The following is a 19,538-nucleotide window of genomic DNA, read 5'->3' on the forward strand; positions in this document are numbered from 1 at the left end:
ATTGTTTATATGCAACGTTTTATCAGCTGGACGTCGGACTGGATGCATATTTCGCATACTTGGAATCCAGCGTATTTGCGAGTATTCCCGTTTCAAATCCAAATGCGCGCATGACCAGTAAATGCACCTTAGCTTGAGTGAGCGTGTAGACGAACCACGGCAGTGTCGGTTCATATTCATGAATCGCAATTAATACTTCATTGGAGTCCAGTACTCTTCTAAACTCCAGCCGTGCACGGCCGTCTTTTGTGACTTTAGAAAATCTGCCGCCTTTAATATAGTACAGTATCCGGTCTTCATACGACCGCTTCTCCGAGCGTTCCAGTATGAGTATCGGTGTCTTGAAGAAGGGCAGTGTAATCGACGTTTCAGCATCGTTGACTTTCGTAGTGATAAACTTCCCGCCTATTCGGGACAGCCAGTTGACATAGTAATTCGCAACATCATCCACAGACCACTGTTCCGGGATGCGGATACGCTGTACTGATTTTACATCATTTTTTTCAAGGTCTTTTTTGAGCACAAACTCCGGTGCGGAAGGTGTGTCCTGATCCATTTCCCCGTCCAGCGCAATGCGGACACTTTCTTTAAACGTCGTCGGGGCATTCGAAATGCCTTCCACATAGTTTTTCTGCTTCATGACCATATTATGAGTCAGACTTTCCAGGAGCGGGTAGACCATTTCTTTAGGTTTCTGGGCAATCAGACGCACCCATAATTTTGACAGGAAGATAGGGATGATCGGCAGATCCATCATCGGCAGTTTTTTACCGACCATTTCTGCGGTTTCCTGAAACAGCTCTTTATAAGTTTTTTCATCCGGTCCGCCGATATCGATTGACTCATTCTCTTTTGGCTGACGTTTTACCACTTTAGATAAACCTGTGATCACGTCTTTAAGCGCAACCGGATGCGTGCGGTTATAAGCCCATGCCGGTAATACTAAAGCCGGCAGACGTTTAACGAGATTATAGAGAATCGGGAAGGACGAACCCTTCGGTCCGACAATTAATCCAGCTCTCAGCGTAGAGACCGGAATACCATATGAGCCGAGTATTTTCTCGCACTCTAGGCGGCTGTTCAGATGTTCCGACAGTTTATCATCATCCGGAATAATTCCGCTCAGATAGATAATCCGTTTAACACCTTGGCGTTTCGCTGCCCATGCAAAATTATCCGCGAGTATCGCATCCATATCTCTGAATTTTGCCTGGGACAGTTTTGAAGAAGGCTGCATAGAATGGACTAAATATATTGCGATATCAATATCTTCCATGACATTTTCTATGTCAATCTGGGAATATAAATCCGCTTCTTTCCAAGTGACATTCTTTTCATCTTCTTTATTTTTTGTATTCCTTGAAATGGCAACAATCTCGTGATCATCTTTCAGACTCTCTAGTAAATTGCCGCCGATATAGCCCGACGCACCGGTTAACAAGATTTTCATCTACTCACTCCTTAAACTTAATATTTTATACTCATACCCGTATTTTTAAAAAACAGTCTTTATAGAGTGAAGTGCGTAGCGGTATATAAACTGCTTTGTTTGCACGATTTTATTCTTATGTTCTGACTCAGCTAAATTTGCTAATGCACAGACATTCACTGTCGATGGCGGACAAACAGCGCATTAATTGAATATCAGCCTCCGATTCAGAACACTGGATTGGAGGTCTTTTCGTATTTACTTGACGGGTAATTTCTCCAGCGATAAAATATGATAGAAAGACTATCAAAATATAATTTGTATTTATTATTGGGAATGAGGAGAGGGAGACATGGGAAGATTAACAGATAAGGTTGCCGTCATTACAGGAAGTGGCTCGGGCATCGGCAGACAAATTGCTTTAACTTACGCAGGAGAAGGTGCAAAAATTGTCGTTGCTGATTTTAATGAAGAGGGTATGGACCAGACCGTCAGCCAGCTGAAAGAAATGGGTGCTGAAGCCATTGGAATTAAGGTGGATGTGACCGTGGAAGATGATATCGCGTCAATGATTGATCAGACAGTCGAAGCCTTCGGGACAGTCGATGTTTTAGTCAATAATGCAGGAATCTCCGATAACATGCTCGCAGCAAGCAACGTTACCGATGATGTGTGGGAACGCGTCATGAATATCAACGTAACAAGTGTCATGCGAGCTACACGTAAAGTACTGCCGATTTTCCAGGAGAAAGGCCAGGGAAATATTATTAATATGGCATCAATCTCCGGTTTAACAGGCGGCCGCGGGGGATTGGCTTATACTGCATCCAAACATGCGGTGGTCGGCATGACAAAAAACGTCGCGTCACAATACGGACCGGACAACATCCGTTGCAACGCCATCGGACCTGCACATGTGCCTACACCGCTGACAACGAATATGTCGAACATCGACACCTTCGGTATGGAAGTCGCGACACGCGGTGTGAATATGATGACTAAAGCAGGCACTACAGAAGAAATCGCCAATATCGCGCTCTTCCTCGCATCCAATGAATCCGCCTATATTAACGGTGTGACAATCGCAGCTGACTTTGGTTGGAGTGCATATTAACTGCCCATTATAATTTATAATAATTCATTTATAGTGAGGAACTAGTTTTTCAGAATTTATGTATCGAAACTATTATAAAAAATGTCCCGAGTATAACTTATTATACTCGGGACATTTTTTACTTTATATCATTGGGTATTAACCCTATAACGTTCTATTTCATAACTAATTTTACCTTCTGGAAGAGGATATAAACGTTTCTCCCTCTCGAGAGTATTTAGAGGAACGCCTGTTGAAGTTAAAATTACGTCTATTAGATTTGCTATAAAATATCCAACTGAAAGATCCTGTATATCATAAAAGTCATAATATCCTGAAGTATGATTGTTATTATCCCAGTATTTAACGAATATATGTGGTCCTAAACAAATATGATTTACTCTGCCCGTCGCCTCTTCAAGACCTTTAACTAAAGAGTGAGCTAGTTTGTTAGGTTGTCTTTTTAAACTATTGCTTCTCTTAGTGTGTTTATCTTGTAAGTCTGTGATTTTATTGAGGTCCGGTCTGGATGTTTTAAAAAGTTTGTTATCAATGCTCGTACCGTCCTCATAGATAAAAATGCCATTGAAATACTCCCTATTGTTCATTAATTCCGAGATTTCTGAAGACTTTTTAATTGTTTTTGCTAAGCTCATTGCGCTTTGTTTAGATTTAACTTCAATTACTCCAACAACACTTCTATAATCAATAATAGCAAAATCATTTAATGAAAAAGGTAAAGGATAGGAATTATTATAAATTATAATATCTATTTGTTTTGATATTTTATTCTCATCATCATTATTAACAATGAAACCTGTACATACACTTACAGAACTTGGTAGCATTTCTTCTAATTTCTCCATCAATATTACTTCTTTGAATCTTCCATCTTCACCCCAATGCCTATCTCCAATGAAATGTCTGACTCTGTCTTTAACACTTAGTAACTCAAACGATAGTGAACGGATATAATCTATACTATACATTTAATTAGCCTCTTATCTTCTGAATTTTTAATCATATCTATATAGTGTATTCTTAAATTATACCTCATATTTTTAATTTCATTAAAAATACTGAAAGCTTAATTATTCTTTAAAGAAGGTAATCATAGTCTAGAGATTTTCATAAATATAATATTTAAAACAAGATGACTATTCTTTATTGAAGTGAGTTTATAATATAATAAATTTAGTAGAAACTGGAGAGGATGAACATGTGAAAAAGACATAAATCTTAGAACTATATACCAATTTCCAGAATTGAGAGAGATTCCTGACAAAGAATAGACAATCATAAAAAGTAAAATAGTCTAAGTAATCTTAATCCCTAATTGTATATCAGGATTTAATTTTATATTCTCCTGCACAAATAATCCCAACTGAACTGTATACTTATAAGGTTAACTTAATTATGTATTGAGAAAGTAAAGCTTTTTGGAAATATGAGTATAGATAATTTAAAATACTGTAACTTTTATCTCAATATTAAATTGAAATGTTTTTAGATGATTTAAGAGTTTAATATTTGCGAAACTATATTCTTTATAAATGCATTAAAAAAATTTAAAAGTATTGGAATGAGAACTTATTATAAGACAATGTATATATTGTGGTACCTCTAAAGATTTATCTAATTCAGATATAATTCCGGACGCATTGACTAATAGAAAAGTTATTAATCCAAATGTCTGTAAGATAGAGCATAACAACAAATTTAGTAATCAATTTGAATATAAAATAATTAAGGAACTAGCATTTATTACAAACTCGTTAAGTGTTAAATCGAGTAAAAGTAAAGATTATCTCCCTTATGAAATAACATATGAGATTGAAGGTGAGTCATTTAAATCTAAAATGGGGTCTGAAGCAAAAAAATTTCATAATAAAAAGATGAAAAGTATAGATGGAAAAACTCTATTGGCACCATTAGATGAGTTACGAAAAATTAATAATATTAACGAAAATGATATAAAAGAAATTGATGTAAACAAAATAGAAATTACTGAAAGTATTAATTTTGATTTGAATATATTTTTTAGTAAAGAAATGTATAGATTAATGGCAAAAATTGCTTTTGAATGGTATTGCTTAAAAAATAATATTAATTTTAAAGTGAATGACTTTGAACCAATTATTCAATATATAACTCAAGGTATAGGAGACAAAATAGTAAATATCGTTAAGAATGAAAAAATTATGAATTTAATAAAAAGTAGAATTAGTTTTGGAAGTCATACATTTTTGTCATATGTAGGACAAGATAATTCTGTTAATATCTTAATCAGTTTTTTTGGTATCGCAATTTACAATGTGAGAATTTGTGATTCCGTGTTATATAAATACAATTTTACTGTCCAAGAATTAAAACTGGATGGAAAAAGTGATGAATTTAAATATGATTTTCCTGAAAAAGTTTTTTGTAATTTTTCTAATAATCTTGAAAAAAGTAACAGCTCTAAGGACTTTAAAATATTTTTCATCAAGAATGGGAGTCATTTATTTTATTGGAAAGCTTTATTGTATTTTAATAACTATAAAATTTTTCAAGATAGCTTAATGTATGGTTGCAATCAAGATTATGAAGTTGCATCTTTTATTTGCAAAAATATTCAAGAGATTTTAAGTTCACAATCAATACATCTTAAAGGTTTAAAAAGATTTGTAACAGAATTTTTTGAAGATTTTGACCAAGAAGTAAGATTAAACCCCAATAGTGATAATAGCAAAGGAATATTAAAGCTTTATATGATATTTCTAGTGGGGCACTCAGAAAATAATATAGAAAACTTATCAGATTTACAAAAGGTAATTCAAACTAAAATTTCTAGTGAAATAGTAAATGAGGACGTAATTAGCAAATTATATTCTGAAATAATTTCCCAAGAAAATTATTCAGATATATTGATCAATGGGGGACAGAGAATTAATCGATGGAATCATCAAAACTAACAGTGTTTTTTTAAATAAAAGTTGTTAGTGATAACAAAGTTTATAATCAAAACCTGATGGCAATTGGATACTTATAAGAGTTTTAATAATATAGATGCGAAGTAAAGGGTATCGTTATATTGGTCAGTCTAAAGTCCTTCATAGAGCCATTTCAAATATATGTCTGAAAGTGTGTACTGTAATATAAATTAAACCGTCAAATACGGAACCATATGTTCGGTGGTGTGAGAGGGGAGAAAATAACTCTGTTTTTCTCTTTCTATTCAATTGTATTGGAAGAGCTCCAGTTAATTTTCATCATTTTATCATTTCTAATAAAATTGTGACCCCGGGGCATTTGCTGATTTAATGGCATCTTTTATATATAACTTTATAGATGTACCGGATGGGGGATGTTTATCATGTCGACAAAGAAACGCAGATTAAAGTATTACTTGGCGAGAGGGGACGTGCTTACGACTATGCCTGTCAGACACTCGGTGTCGATAATATGATGCATCACAGCTATGGCGATGTGTTTACCGTGAGTGAAGCAGATGTATATGAATATACACTGATGAATAGTCTTCCGGAGAGTGAAGATACTAGCAAAGACTCATTAAAAGAAGGCTTTCACTATTATGAAGAAGACGGCAAATCGCACACTTTCTTTAGAGAAAGAAACTATATATTTGATGAAAAAGTTTTGAAGATAGTTCGTAAGCCAAGAAATATATTGCCGCCCGTCTGATCAGACTGGCGGGGACGGGGTTGTATTAAGAATTGAAGAATCGTTTTTACACTTATGGTGATTCATAGGTGTATTTTTTTATGTTTTAATTCAAACATTTATCATTCACCCTTAAATTGTAGTAATATTGTGACAATAAAGATTTGTATAAAAAATTGGAATTCATGTTAACACTGTATTTTGAAGTACAGCATTTAAATTTATATTGAATAGGGGAATATGGATGCAAAATCAACTTCATAAAGATGATTTGAAAAGTAATTCAATTAATAAAATGAAAACACTAAATATATTATATGATGCTGACCAGTATTCCGATGTGACCAAAGAAGGTGGCATAGTATTAGAGTTTTCTTTTAAGTATCTAATTTGTAAGAATCTTAATAGTAATTATTTTCCTTCTGATAAAAAATATAGGAGTCATAATCTCGAAAAATTATTGATTTTTTCTGGGATTGAACAGTATCTAAAAGTTGAAAGTGCTAAAGATGAAAAATTTCAGGCTAACTGGTTATATATAAAAAACTGGAACATAAACTTAAGATATGAAAGTGTAGATAAATTTAAAAAAATGGATGCTGCAGAAACGTTGGAAGTACTTGATGGTAAAAGTGGGGTGTACAAATGGACAAAGAAGTATTGGTGAATAAAATCAGGAGTTTTACACTAGTCTATACTCTCTTCCACCCGAAAAATATATTGATAATGCTTGTTCCGGAAAATACTTTTTTCGAGAATGACAAACTTTCCTATACTTTATTAGTATCAGGAAAAGAATTAGACAATATTGGTGAATTATCTGCGATAAGAAAAGTTATATCTTTTCTAGATTTTAAAGAAATCTCTGATGTAGTAACATCAGTTGTTCCGGTGAGTACAAAAGATGCAGGTATACGCTCAATGTTAGCTGGTACCATTCGAGTATCTCCTGGAAGTGACGCACATCTTTATGATAGTCAATTAAATAATGTCTTTATTAAAGAAGCAATTATATTTCATTCGCAATCACCTATGTCTGTCGAATAAAAAAAGAGTAATATCTTTTTGGATTTATTGTATAAGTACTAAGTGGAGGGATGACATGACACTTGAAAAGATGGATGATTTTATTCGACAGCACCGTGACGACTACCTGAATCAGCTGTTTAACTTGCTTAAGATTAAAAGTATCAGCACCGACACTGATGAGATTAGAAATTGCGCCAATGTATTAAAGGGCGACATGGAGAGTCTCGGTATTCATACCGAGATTATCGAAACAGCCGGAAATCCGGTCGTTTACGGAGAAATTCTAAACGATAAAAACCGCTTCACCTTATTAATATACGGCCACTACGATGTCCAGGCTGTGGAACCGCTGGAACTGTGGCATTCTGATCCGTTTGAACCCGAAATCAGAGAAGGCAGAATATACGCGAGAGGTGCTGGTGATAACAGAGGACAGCTGATGGCCCAGCTGCTCGGACTGAAGACTTATCAAGCGCTCTACGGCGAGCTTCCGATTAACGTGAAGTTTATCTTTGAAGGGGAAGAAGAACTCGGCAGTGTGCATCTCGCCGATTTTGTCCACAATCACAAAACGCTGCTTGAAGCGGATTTAGTCTATACTGCAGACGGTTCATCTCATAACAGCGGCAATCCTTTAATTCTGCTTGGTGTCAGAGGGGTGCTGACTCTTGAAATGACTGTCAGTGGCGCGGATTTTGATAATCATTCCGGTAATACGGGAAATATCGTGCCGAATCCGGTGTGGAAGATGGTTGAGCTCTTGAACACCATGCGTGATGATCAAGGCCAGGTGCTGGTGGATGGTTTTTACGATCATATACGCGAGCCGAGTGATAAAGAAATAGAACTCCTGAAGCGGCTGCCTTACGACCAGGCAGATATTGCAGAGAAAATCGGCTATGGAGATTTGGATATGGACGGGGCGTCCTATTACCATAAGCTGACCATGGAACCGACTTTTAATATTGCGGGCATAGAGAGCGGTTACATAGGTAAACATGCAAAAACAATTATTCCCGCGAGTGCGACTGTCAATATGGATATCCGGCTGGTGGCGGACCAGGACCCGGAATACGTATTTGAGAAAATTGAAGATCACGTGAAGAAAGTAAATCCAGACGTGGTTGTGACTTATAAAGGCGCCATGCGGCCATCCAGAACACCGGCGGAACTGGAGATTGTACAGGTCGTGACCGATGCTGTTGGTCACGCCTACGGTAAAGAACCCTTAGTCCAGCCGAGCATGCCGGGCTCACTCCCGGACTATGTGTGGACAGAAATATTAAACACGCCATCCATCATTATGCCGTACGCCAACTTCGACCAGCACAACCATTCACCCAATGAAAATTTGAAAGTAGAAAACTTTTTGAATGGGATTAAATGCACGTGTAATTTGGTGAGAGAGTTGGGAGAGAGGTCTAGGGAGTAAATTAAAATAAAGTGATATTTTCGAGATATTTAGAATATAATATTAGGTTTTGACAACTACTATAGAATCATGGGAAATAGGGCGTTCTACCCCTAATGGATCTGCTACCAGAGTAATGCAGCTGATGGAAAAGAACCCGCCGCTCAAAAAATCTCTCAAGAAAGCGATTGAAAAAGAGAAATCAGATGAAAATGATAAACATTTAGTTGATAGAAATAATTTAAAAAGAAACGGCTGAATTTTTGTATTTGTACGATGTCTGATGATATAATTAACTCACAAAAAGGAAATCCATTGCTTTCACCGAAGCCCTAATCTATGGTCGTAGATTGGGGCTTCATTTTATATTTTAAACAATAAGATTGTCTCAAACTGGCAATTAGATTCACATTATGCTAAATTAAAGGTAACAAAAATAGTACACATTACTTCACCAAACCCCCAAGTGCTGGGCTGAGCGCTTGGGGGTTTTTTGGTGTTTTATCGCCTATTCTTTTCTTTGCTGTTCAAGCCAGTACCTAAACAGCTGCACGATGCACCCGACGATAATCGGGCCAACGAGATATACAAAAATAGTACACATAATACTCCACCTCCTCCCGGTCGATATTTCGCCCGGGCTGGATAGGCGATATACTAATTATACCAAAAATAGAACGTTTGTTCGATATATTTTAAATTTTTTAAAATGAAACCCCGATATTTTCCGCACTTGTATGATAATATAGAACATACGTTCTATATAGGAGTGGTATTCATGTATGACTATAATTTATGTCCGCACTATGATATTCTGTGCATCGATTTAAAGAGTTTCTTTGCCAGCGTGTCATGCAGGCTGAAGGGGCTGGATCCGAAGACAACCAAACTCGCTGTGGTAGGGGACACAAAGAGTATCGGTTCTGTTGTGCTCGCAGCGACACCTGAATTGAAGAAACTCGGCATTAAGACGGGGTCCAGGCTGTTTGAGATTCCCAGCCGCAGCGATATTTACATTATCAATCCTTCAATGAAAATCTATTTGGATTACTCCATGCGTATTACGGAAATTGCACTCAAATACGTCGCACCTGAAGATTTTCATCAGTATTCTGTCGATGAGTTCTTTATGGACGTCACGCACAGCTACAAACTGTTTGCCGCTTCACCGAGAGAGCTTGCCAGGAAGATAAAGACCGAAATCTATGAAGAGACCTTAATCGAATCTGCGGTCGGTATCGGTGATAATTTGTTATTAAGTAAGGTTGCCTTGGATATTGAAGCCAAGCACATGCCGGACGGGATTACCGAATGGCGGTATAAGGATGTGGTAGAGAAAATGTGGCACATTAAGCCGCTCAGTAAATTCTGGGGCATCAATAAGAAAAGTGAAAAGAAACTGAACCAGCGGGGAATTTTTAATATTGGGGATTTGGCCAACTATCCGCACGAGTACCTGAAGCGGGATTTCGGCATTATCGGTGTCGACTGGCATCTGCACGCCAACGGCATCGATTTCAGCAAAATCAGCGAAAAGCATAAGGTCCATTCGCCGTCGATTGCAAAGAGCCAGATACTCATGCGGGATTACAAGTTCAGCGAAACTTATGTTGTTTTGTTTGAACATGTCGATGAAGTGACACACCGTATGCGGCTCATGCACCAGCTCGTACGTACCGTGCAGTTTTCCCTCGGCACGAAAGACGGTCATATCTACCGCAAGCAGTTTACCATTAAAGAAGGCACCAACAGCGAAGATGTGATTATGAGAAGACTCTGGCAGGAGCTGAAGAAACTCGCAGATCCGTACGCCCTGTACCGGACGATTAGCGTGACATTGACGAACTTTATCCCGGACAGCCAGAAACAGGTCTCACTTTTTCAGGACGTCGATAAAATGCTGAAAGAAGAAGCGCTGATGAAGACCATCGATGCACTGAAAGTGAAATATGGCCAGCTGAGTGTAATGCGGGCCATCAGCTGCACCGAAGCCTCTACACTCAAACTCCGGGAAGGTTTAATCGCCGGCCATAAAAGGTAGAATATGGATAAGGAGTGATATGATACTGATACTTATTTTATCAATATTGAACTTAATCTACTTGATTACGGCGATTGAGGCGAATGAAGCGGGCAATATTTACCTGTCACCGTTGGGTCTGCCGTATTATATAGCCATCGGTCTCGCGATCTTAAGTGTCGTTATACTCTTAATCACGCAAACCGGGAAGGCAGAGCGAAAAAACTGAGTTTGTCAGCGATCCTGGTTAATGTTGCAGGGATGTTTTTAATCACCTGTGTCTGTTCCTTTCTGTGATTTTTAGACGGTTATTTACTCTCCTTACGTTTATTTCGCCAGTAACGGTAAGAAATACAAATGGCTGTGAGCGCTGTCATCCAGGCTGTAACCAGCATGATGCCGTTAAAGAGAGACTGATGGGCTGCGAAGGTGCCAAGGGGGACAAGGGAAACCTGCCCCGGGATGGAAGCAATCAAGGTTGCTGACAAAAAGACGTACTGGCTGATACCTAAAGCGCCTGAGCCGTAATTGACTGGCCAATAGGGCAGTCCCGGAATCAGTCGTGCTGTACACATGGCTAAGAAACCTGCATTATTCAAATATTTTTCAACCGTCGGTCCATGTCTGCCAAGGAGTTTGAATGTCAGGTCTTTACCTGTGAACCTCGCTAACCAGTAGCCAATCCAAGAACCGAGTAATATACCGGTAAAAGAAAATAAGCTGCCGGCAATGACACCGTATAGAGAACCTGCGACTAAGGCCGGAATAGTGACAGGGATCGGGGTAATAGCAATCAGGGCTGTAATGCCGATAAAAATCAGCCAGCCCAGCCGTATCCTTGAATCATCTCTTTTAAAACTGCAGGTTTTGGAATATGTACATTAAAACTTAACCATATCAATATGCCTATGAATACTACTAAAGTTAATAGGGAAATGATTGAACGGAGAGAAAAATCATCGGTATAATCTTTTTCTGAATTCATTATGTTTCCTCTTTCCTCGAATTTTTATCGGATGATATATCTCTTTACTTTAACTAAGGTCTTAAGAAAAGGGAATAGATATTTAAAAATTTTAAAACTACAGGAGGCAGCTGTTCTATGCGTATTTATACTGTCGGTCATTTTGATTATTCACTCGATAAATTTCAGGAAATGCTGCAAACAGCAGATGTGACATTCGTGATGGATGTGCGGTCATTTCCTAACAGTAAAAGCCATCCGCAATATAATCAAGAATCATTTCAGGCGTGGCTAGAAGATAATGATGTAAAATATTTTCATAATAAACTGCTCGGCGGACGACGAAAACGGTCAGGCACTGTAGGAGAAAATTTGAATGAAGGCTGGAAAAATCAATCATTTCATAACTACGCAGACTACACGCTGACAGACGACTTCAAACAAGGCATCAAGTTGCTGATGGAAGATGCGAAAGAAAATACAGTCGCTATTTTATGTGCTGAACGTCATCCATCCAGATGCCACCGTTTAATTGTTAGTAACTGGTTAGTTGCCCACGATGTGAATGTCGGTCATATAATAGTGAATAATAAAGGTGAAATAGAAATAGTCCCGCATCAGCTGGGACAATGGGGTGCCATGCCGATCATAGAAGAGGATGGGGAGGTCGTTTATCCTAAGAAAACAACGAATAAGTAAATTTAAAAGAATTGACTATTAATATTGCAAGACCCGCCTAAGTCACAGAACGGGTCTTTATATATGGGACTCATTTGAAGAAGATATGACTAAAACCGGGGATTCGAAGCCGTTTATATCAATTGCTCACATAAATGTATATATTATAAGTAATAGAGCAAACTTAATCTGGGAGAGGAAGAAGCTACTTGAAAAGAATCAGTGTGTTACTTATGATTCTGTTTGTCAGCGCCTGCGGTGATGGACAGGCTGAACAAAGTGAAGCGGACAGTCAGGAAGAAACAGCGTCAACCGAAGAACAATCCAATGATGAGTTGACGGAATTAGAAAAAGAAAATGAAGAGCTGCGGAAAGAACTGGCAGAGAAAGAAAAAGAAGAAGCCGAAGAAAATACGGCTAGTGAAGCGGATAAGGCAGAAGACTCAGAAGGTGAAGCGGCATCGCAGAATGACAATAAGAAAACTGCAGCTGTTGAAGAAGAAACAGCTGAACTCGCTGTACAAGAGTTCACTATGGAAGAACAGCAGGAAATGACCCAGCACTTCTATGACTGGGCGATAGAACGCGCCGAAATTGGAAATATGGCAGTAACCAATATGTACTTCAGTCATGGAGCAGCAGGACGCGGGGATTGGTATGCTATGACGCCTGATGGTGAAGTACAAACTCAAAATCAGGATAACCCCGGCTTCGATCATTTTGATATACATGCTGTCGGCGGCGTGGCATTTTATCAGCCTGCAAGCGGTGACTTTGGAGAAGATACGGATGCACCATTCCCAGGTACAGCTGAAGGTTACTCCAGATTAGCGCTGGCGGATACAAATATCCACAAGTATATGCTGGCCAACAACGGCGTGGTTTATGAACTGATTGGTAAAAAAGAAAATATGAGTTTCTCATCAGGATTCGGAGAGTACGATGATGAAGGTACATATGGAGAATACCCGCCGGGACGTGAGTTTGAAATATCAGGAGACCAGGATGCCCAGCAAGAGTGGAAAAGAATACTGAGAATGTATCAGAGATAGTTTTTTGGAAGGGAACATTTAATATCCGCATCTTAATTGAGCGAAAATTTAGTAAATATAACATGAAAAGTATATAATATTATATATAAACAAACTAATTGGAGGCTATATATCATGACATTAGACAGAGTTGCAGTAATTACAGGTTCGGCTCAAGGTTTAGGTAAAGGTATTGCAGAAAAATTAGGCGAAAACGGCTTTAAAGTTGTATTAAGTGATATTAATGAAGAAGTGCTTAATGAGACTTTAGAAGAACTTAAAGGTAAAAACTACGAAGTGACAGCAAAAGTCGCGGATGTTTCAAAACAGGATGATCACACTGCCCTGGTTAAACATGCAGTAGATACGTTTGGTAAATTAGATGTTTATATAAATAACGCTGGTGTTGAAGGCGCAGTTGAGCAGATAGAGAATATTACTGAAAAAGATATTGATTTTGTTTTAGATGTTAACGTTAAAGGTGTCCTATTTGGAATTCAGGCAGCAGCCAAGCAGCTCAAAGAGCAGGGCCACGGCGGAACGATTATCAATGCATCAAGTATTGCCGGGCACGAAGGTTTCGACTTCCTGTCAACTTACAGTGCATCTAAATTCGCAGTGCGCGGCTTAACTCAAGTTGCGTCGAAAGAATTTGCCAAAGACGATATTACCGTTAATGCATATTGTCCTGGTATTGCGGCAACAGGAATGTGGGAACGTTTAGATGAGAAGTTTATGGATGTTATTGGTACTAAGAAAGGCGAAGCATTAGAACAATACGCTTCTTCTATTTCTTTAGGACGCACCCAGGAACCAAAAGACGTGGCGAACTTAGTAGCATTCCTTGCTTCTGAAGATGCAGGATATATTACTGGTCAGGCTATCTTAACTGATGGCGGTATTGTCTATAGATAATCTTCAAATTTTTAATCTGTAAAAGCGAAGCACCCCTAATCAGATATTTCTGATTAGGGGTGCTCTTTGATATTTGAGGTATAGCAATGAAAATGGTCAGGTTAACACTACTGGGGAAATGCTGAGGCGAATTGCTCAAGTTTTCATTAAACATGGTAATAATATTTTGTAATTATCATTATCAACTTAAACTTATATTTCTTTAAAACTCTTACATAATATTTTAATAATGTTACAATGATCTATTGCAGGATATATTTGTAAATACGATTTTTATGAAAAGATACGGGTGTAAATAATAGGAGGATAAAGAAATGGCAAAAGAGTTAGAGAAAGTAGACGTTGTAACGATTGGGGCCGGCTGGACAGGCGGAATTGTTGCTGCAGAAACTGCGAAAGAAGGATTAAAGGTTAAAAGTTTAGAGCGCGGGGGCTACCGTGATACGACTGACTATCAGCATATACATGATGAATTGAAATATGCTCAGCGCTATGAACTGATGCAGGATACTTCAATTGAAACTTTAACGTTTAGAAATACTAGGGATGAACAAGCACTTCCTGTTCGTCGTTTAGGTTCATTTTTACCGGGCAGTGGACGTGGCGGAGCCGGTACACACTGGAATGGGCAGACTGACCGTTATATGCCATATGATTTTGAGATAAAATCAATGACAGAAGAGAAATACGGCAAAGAAAAACTGGGAGAAGATTCCGGTCTTCGTTATCGTGACTGGGGCATCACATTTGATGAACTGGAAAAATACTATGACAAGTTTGAAAAAACTGCCGGAGTCAGCGGTGAAGAAAACCCGCTTGGTGAGGAGCGCTCCAGTCCTTATCCAAACCCGCCAATGCTTAAAACTAAATCTTTAAGACTGTTTGAAAAAGCGGCGAAAGAACTGAATCTGCATCCCATTATGATGCCGTCTGCCAACATGTCACAGAGTTATGAGAACCCTGATGGCGAGGTTTTAAACCAATGTCAATACTGTGCATTCTGTGAACGTTTTGCATGTGAGTATGATGCAAAAGCAACACCTGACGTGACAGTGTTAAAAACAGCAGAAAAAACTGGAAACTATGAAATACGTTATAATTCAAACGTTACTGAAATTGTTACTGATAAAGATGATGATAAAAAAGTAACTGGTGTGAAGTTCATAGACACTATGACGCATGAAGAATTTTTCCAGCCAGCAGATGTTGTTGTACTAACAAGCTTCTTATTTAATAACTATAAGCTGCTCAGAGTTTCAGATATTGGAGAACAATATAATCCTGAAACAGAAAAAGGGACACTCGGAAGTAATTATTGTTACCAGACTGGTTTAGGTGCTACCGGGTTCTTTGATGAACAGTTTAATACATTCATGGGTGCAGGTGCACTGGGTATGATTCTGGATGATTTTAACGGTGATAACTTTGATCATGAGGATCTTGATTTTATACACGGAGGATCAATCCACTTTACTCAAACAGGTGCCCGTCCTATTTTATCGAACACAGTTCGTAAAGATACGCCTGAATGGGGAGAAGAATTCAAAGAAGAATCAATTAAAAACTTTACAAGAACATTAGAAGTATATTCTATGGCGCATACAGGACCGCATAAAGATCACTACCTGGACTTAGATGACACATACAAGGATGCATTTGGAAAATCACAAGTGATGCTTACATATAATTGGACAGAAGAAGACAATGCAAGAAATAAATATCTGACAGGGAAATGTAAGGATATTATGGAGAAGATGGGTGCAAAACATATAGATGTATCAAATGATGATATCGGTGCATATGATATTGTGCCTTATCAATCAACAAATATTTCAGGTGGTACTCCGATGGGTACAGAACCTGAGAACAGCGTAGTTAACACTTGGCTGCAGCATTGGGATCGTGATAACTTGTTTGTTGCAGGATCCAGTGCGTTTGTACACAACTCAGGAAACAACCCGACAGGAACAGTCGGTGCGATAGCGTATCGTTGTGCTGAAGGAATAATTAAATATCATAAAGATAACCAGAGATTAGAAAACTAAGACAGACACAAACACACGCAATTTTGCGTGTGTTTTTTTATCTTTTTAAGTTAATAACTTAATTAGAAAGCAGGAAATCATCGGGTCGTCTTTTTGTAATGATTTCAAGAGAAAGCTCCCCCTAAAGTAGTTTACTTTAGGGGGAGCAGATTAAAGGACGATTTTTCTTCTTACTGTTCGCTGAAGAAAGTGTAGAGTGCAGAGAGCTCTTCGTCTTTAATTTGATCTTCGCTGAAAGCAGGCATCTGTCCTTGGCCATTTCTTACAATTTCGCTGAACTCATCCTCGCTGAGACTCATACCCGCAAGCGCTGGACCCATACCGCCTGAGAAGTCTTGACCATGACATGAAGCACAGTTATCACGAGCGATACTTTCAGCATCGACATCACCGCTTGAAGCGCTGCTGTCTTCTTCTGTTGCAGGTTCTTCAGATGCCTCTTCTTCGCCACTCCCGCAAGCTCCGAGAATGAGAACCATGGAAAGACCGCCGGCCATTAGAAATTTCTTCAAATTCATAAACTGACCCCCTCAAAATTTTAAATACTGATACACCTTTAATATATCACAATTTTAAGCATTACCGAATAATATCTGCAATTGTTTTCATTAACTTTGGATTTATTCGACCGAATCATGAATGTCATTCTTAAAATCTTTAATATGTATAAAAAAACAAGGCCTTTAAATATTGAAAAAGAGCAGGATAATTCCTGCTCTTATATTATTCATCTTTCACTTTTATCAGTCTCAGACTGTTCAATGCCACTAATATCGTTGCGCCCATATCAGATAATATCGCAATCCACAGTGTCAGCCATCCAGGGATAACTAACAAGAGAGCAAGAACTTTAATCGCTATGGCGAACGTAATATTCGCTTTAATGATATTCAAAGTCTTTCTGCTCAGCTTCACAGTAAATGGCAACTTCTGCAAATCATCTCCCATTAAAGCAACATCTGCGGTTTCCAGTGCAGTATCCGTTCCAGCACCGCCCATCGCAATACCAACCGTTGAAGCAGCTAAAGCGGGGGCATCGTTCACGCCGTCGCCAACCATACCGACATGTTTGTACTTCTCTTTGAGTTTATTGATCACATTCAATTTATCTTCCGGCATTAATTCAGACTGTACGTCTGATACACCAACGTGTTCAGCTATAGCTTTCGCCGTACTCTGGTTGTCACCAGTCAGCATCACCGTCTTATCGATGCCCACTTCATGCAGTTTCTGAATCACACGTTTACTCGTCTCGCGGACTTCATCCGCCACTGCAATGAGTGCGAGCACTTTATCGCTTGTACCAGCAAGCATCACTGTTTTACCATGTTCCTGAAGTGCTGTCACTTCTTGCTGGAGCTCTGAATTGAAGTTTGGTGTGTTTAACTCTGTGAATAAAGCCGGGCTGCCGATGTAATACGTTTCGTTATTCATATCACCCTGAATACCCCGTCCTGTAATAGAGGAGAAGTGATTAATTTCTATCTTGTTATAGTCCGCATTCATGTGGTCCGCTTTTTTAATAATTGCTGAAGCCAGAGGATGCTGCGAACGGTTTTCCAGTGCGCTGACAATAGACATCAGTTCAGTTCCATTCGTGTCGCTGTCTAGAACTTTGTAATCAGTTAAGGCAGGAACACCTTTTGTCAGCGTGCCAGTTTTATCAAAAGCGATGGCTTTTAAGCTGCCCATTTCTTCAAGGTGAATACCGCCTTTAATTAAAACCCCGTGTTTTGCTGCATTACCGATCGCTGAAACGATTGAGATTGGAGTTGAAATTACAAGCGCACATGGACAACCGACAACGAGTACAGCCAGTCCCTGATATACCCAGGTAGACCATTCTGCATTAAAGAATAGAGGAGGTACCGTTGCAACTAAGAGTGCAAGCACCATAATTGCCGGCGTATAGTACTTCGCGAACTTATCGACAAAGGCTTGAGCCGGTGCACGTTCTCCCTGTGCTTCTTCTACAAGGTGGATAATCTTTGAAATCGTTGTGTCTTCAATTAATTTCGTAATTTTAACTTCAAGGAAACCTTCTTCGTTGAGCGTCCCTGCGAATACTTCATCATTATTGGATTTCTCTACAGGGAGAGATTCACCGGTAATGGCTGCCTGGTTCACTGAAGAGTGGCCGGATGTAATGATCCCATCCATCGCGATCTTCTGACCCGGTTTCACAATCATCACGTCATTGACCATGATATCATCGACATGGATTAATTGCTCATGACCATTTCTTTTAATCAGCGCTTCTTTCGGCACGATGTCCATTAATGAACTGATCGATTTTCTCGCACGTTCCATCGAGAAACGTTCCAGTGCTTCGCTGATGGCGAATAACACAACAACAATCGCAACTTCTGCCCATTCACCAATTAATACACCGCCGATTACCGCGACTGTCATCAGCGTTCTCATATCAAACTCCAGTTTCGTTAAATTGATGAGTCCTGTTTTCAGCATATTGCTGCCGCCGATCAGCATGGACGCGATAAACAACAGCGGCGTTAAAATATTATCATTGCCGTTAACTGCCATGGATATAAAACCGAAAGCAATTAAAAGAATGGAGTATAGAAGGGTGCTGTGTTTTTTAAGGAAAGGGTCTTCTTCTTTTTTATCCTCTGTTTTCTGTTTGCTGATACCTGTTTTGATTTCCGGTGTGACTTTAAGATTTTCGAATGCCCCTGCTTTTTCAAGTTCGTCTACTGATGCTGTACCGTAGACTGAAATTTTTGAGGCGCCGAAGTTAACTTTGGCATCTTGAACTTCAGGCAGCTGTTGGACGTTTCTCTCAAACTTACCGGCACAGTTGGCACATGAAAAACCTTCAACACGGAATACTGATTTATCCGCTTCATTCAATGCAGTGAGTTCCTTAGACATTGGCAGTCATCCTTTCCTGGTGAGCCAGCGCAAATGTCATCAGCTGTTTGATATTCGGATCTTTCAGCGAGTAGAACACGAGCTTGCCTTCTTTACGTGAAGTAACGATACCTTCTTTATATAAAGTACGCAGGTGATGGGAGGTATTCGCGATAGTAATATCCAGTATCAACGCGATATCACATAAACATAACTCATCATCCTGACAGAGAATATATGTAATCTTCGCTCTGTTTTTATCCGCAATGGCTTTCAGCATTTGCGACATCCCTGTGATGTCGACTCTTTCTATATCTTTCTGCAGGCGGTTTACTTTATCTTCATCGAAGCAGAAAACTTCACATACATTATTATTCGTCATAGGACAC

The 19,538-nt window shown here is 38.8% G+C and carries 21 protein-coding genes; 13 read left to right on the forward strand and 8 right to left on the reverse strand.

The features are described from left to right. Positions 1–22 precede the first annotated feature (22 nt). Positions 23–1,450, reverse strand: coding sequence for an NAD(P)H-binding protein (locus H625_RS0109985; protein ID WP_026859780.1), 1,428 nt, complete (start codon positions 1,448–1,450; stop codon positions 23–25). A gap of 331 nt (positions 1,451–1,781) precedes the next feature. On the opposite strand from H625_RS0109985, the gene H625_RS0109990 reads away from it, so the two are divergent. Next, positions 1,782–2,543: an SDR family NAD(P)-dependent oxidoreductase gene (locus tag H625_RS0109990; RefSeq protein WP_026859781.1), complete on the forward strand. Its 762-nt coding sequence runs from the start codon at positions 1,782–1,784 to the stop codon at positions 2,541–2,543. Positions 2,544–2,671: 128 nt separating this feature from the next. Here the strand turns inward: H625_RS0109990 and H625_RS0109995 are convergent, their stop codons facing one another. After that, entirely contained in the window at positions 2,672–3,511 is an 840-nt protein-coding gene (locus H625_RS0109995; protein ID WP_026859782.1) for a DUF6602 domain-containing protein, read from the reverse strand. A 672-nt stretch (positions 3,512–4,183) separates the two neighbouring features. On the opposite strand from H625_RS0109995, the gene H625_RS0110000 reads away from it, so the two are divergent. The 6 genes from H625_RS0110000 (at position 4,184) to H625_RS13775 (ending at position 8,884) form a co-directional block, all read left to right on the forward strand. Next, complete coding sequence (locus tag H625_RS0110000) at positions 4,184–5,476, forward strand: hypothetical protein (RefSeq protein WP_026859783.1); 1,293 nt, start codon at positions 4,184–4,186, stop codon at positions 5,474–5,476. A 385-nt stretch (positions 5,477–5,861) separates the two neighbouring features. Next, complete coding sequence (locus H625_RS0110005; RefSeq protein ID WP_026859784.1) at positions 5,862–6,206, forward strand: hypothetical protein; 345 nt, start codon at positions 5,862–5,864, stop codon at positions 6,204–6,206. Between the two features lie 223 nt (positions 6,207–6,429). Next, positions 6,430–6,852 carry a hypothetical protein gene (locus H625_RS0110010; protein WP_026859785.1) on the forward strand — a complete coding sequence of 141 codons (423 nt, stop codon included), beginning with the start codon at positions 6,430–6,432 and terminating at the stop codon, positions 6,850–6,852. Next, positions 6,831–7,232 carry a hypothetical protein gene (locus H625_RS0110015; RefSeq protein ID WP_026859786.1) on the forward strand — a complete coding sequence of 134 codons (402 nt, stop codon included), beginning with the start codon at positions 6,831–6,833 and terminating at the stop codon, positions 7,230–7,232. The genes H625_RS0110010 and H625_RS0110015 overlap by 22 nt, the downstream gene beginning before the upstream one ends. A gap of 55 nt (positions 7,233–7,287) precedes the next feature. Further along, positions 7,288–8,646 carry a M20/M25/M40 family metallo-hydrolase gene (locus H625_RS0110020; protein WP_026859787.1) on the forward strand — a complete coding sequence of 453 codons (1,359 nt, stop codon included), beginning with the start codon at positions 7,288–7,290 and terminating at the stop codon, positions 8,644–8,646. Positions 8,647–8,695: 49 nt separating this feature from the next. Continuing rightward, positions 8,696–8,884 carry a helix-turn-helix domain-containing protein gene (locus H625_RS13775; protein WP_169516133.1) on the forward strand — a complete coding sequence of 63 codons (189 nt, stop codon included), beginning with the start codon at positions 8,696–8,698 and terminating at the stop codon, positions 8,882–8,884. Between the two features lie 249 nt (positions 8,885–9,133). Here the strand turns inward: H625_RS13775 and H625_RS13640 are convergent, their stop codons facing one another. Continuing rightward, complete coding sequence (locus H625_RS13640; protein ID WP_156897220.1) at positions 9,134–9,229, reverse strand: type I toxin-antitoxin system Fst family toxin; 96 nt, start codon at positions 9,227–9,229, stop codon at positions 9,134–9,136. A 174-nt stretch (positions 9,230–9,403) separates the two neighbouring features. Between H625_RS13640 and H625_RS0110035 the strand changes: the two genes are divergently transcribed. Beyond that, positions 9,404–10,666, forward strand: coding sequence for a Y-family DNA polymerase (locus H625_RS0110035; RefSeq protein ID WP_026859788.1), 1,263 nt, complete (start codon positions 9,404–9,406; stop codon positions 10,664–10,666). Between the two features lie 19 nt (positions 10,667–10,685). Then, positions 10,686–10,874 carry a hypothetical protein gene (locus H625_RS0110040; RefSeq protein WP_026859789.1) on the forward strand — a complete coding sequence of 63 codons (189 nt, stop codon included), beginning with the start codon at positions 10,686–10,688 and terminating at the stop codon, positions 10,872–10,874. A 79-nt stretch (positions 10,875–10,953) separates the two neighbouring features. On the opposite strand, the gene H625_RS13920 is transcribed toward H625_RS0110040, so the two are convergent. Then, complete coding sequence (locus H625_RS13920) at positions 10,954–11,481, reverse strand: TVP38/TMEM64 family protein (RefSeq protein WP_342664946.1); 528 nt, start codon at positions 11,479–11,481, stop codon at positions 10,954–10,956. Beyond that, complete coding sequence (locus H625_RS13925) at positions 11,463–11,630, reverse strand: hypothetical protein (protein WP_169516128.1); 168 nt, start codon at positions 11,628–11,630, stop codon at positions 11,463–11,465. Before H625_RS13925 ends, H625_RS13920 begins: the two co-directional genes overlap by 19 nt. A gap of 117 nt (positions 11,631–11,747) precedes the next feature. On the opposite strand from H625_RS13925, the gene H625_RS0110050 reads away from it, so the two are divergent. The 4 genes from H625_RS0110050 (at position 11,748) to H625_RS0110065 (ending at position 16,278) form a co-directional block, all read left to right on the forward strand. Beyond that, positions 11,748–12,308: a DUF488 domain-containing protein gene (locus H625_RS0110050; RefSeq protein ID WP_026859790.1), complete on the forward strand. Its 561-nt coding sequence runs from the start codon at positions 11,748–11,750 to the stop codon at positions 12,306–12,308. Between the two features lie 203 nt (positions 12,309–12,511). Then, positions 12,512–13,339, forward strand: a complete 828-nt coding sequence (locus tag H625_RS12995) for a hypothetical protein (RefSeq protein ID WP_169516134.1) — start codon at positions 12,512–12,514, stop codon at positions 13,337–13,339. 114 nt (positions 13,340–13,453) lie between these two features. Next, positions 13,454–14,233, forward strand: a complete 780-nt coding sequence (locus tag H625_RS0110060; protein WP_026859791.1) for an acetoin reductase — start codon at positions 13,454–13,456, stop codon at positions 14,231–14,233. A gap of 314 nt (positions 14,234–14,547) precedes the next feature. Further along, the gene (locus tag H625_RS0110065; RefSeq protein ID WP_026859792.1) at positions 14,548–16,278 is read left to right on the forward strand and encodes a GMC family oxidoreductase; all 1,731 of its coding nucleotides are present in this window, start codon (positions 14,548–14,550) and stop codon (positions 16,276–16,278) included. Between the two features lie 170 nt (positions 16,279–16,448). On the opposite strand, the gene H625_RS0110070 is transcribed toward H625_RS0110065, so the two are convergent. From H625_RS0110070 to H625_RS0110080, 3 genes are all read right to left on the reverse strand, one after another. Then, positions 16,449–16,796, reverse strand: a complete 348-nt coding sequence (locus H625_RS0110070; RefSeq protein WP_051239057.1) for a c-type cytochrome — start codon at positions 16,794–16,796, stop codon at positions 16,449–16,451. A 205-nt stretch (positions 16,797–17,001) separates the two neighbouring features. Further along, positions 17,002–19,170, reverse strand: a complete 2,169-nt coding sequence (locus tag H625_RS0110075) for a heavy metal translocating P-type ATPase (protein WP_026859794.1) — start codon at positions 19,168–19,170, stop codon at positions 17,002–17,004. Continuing rightward, a complete protein-coding gene (locus H625_RS0110080; protein WP_026859795.1) occupies positions 19,163–19,531 on the reverse strand; it encodes an ArsR/SmtB family transcription factor in 369 nt (122 codons plus the stop codon). Before H625_RS0110080 ends, H625_RS0110075 begins: the two co-directional genes overlap by 8 nt. Between the last annotated feature and the right edge of the window lie 7 nt (positions 19,532–19,538).

The sequence above is a fragment of the Jeotgalicoccus psychrophilus DSM 19085 genome (assembly GCF_000425845.1).
In the GTDB taxonomy this organism is placed as follows: domain Bacteria; phylum Bacillota; class Bacilli; order Staphylococcales; family Salinicoccaceae; genus Jeotgalicoccus; species Jeotgalicoccus psychrophilus.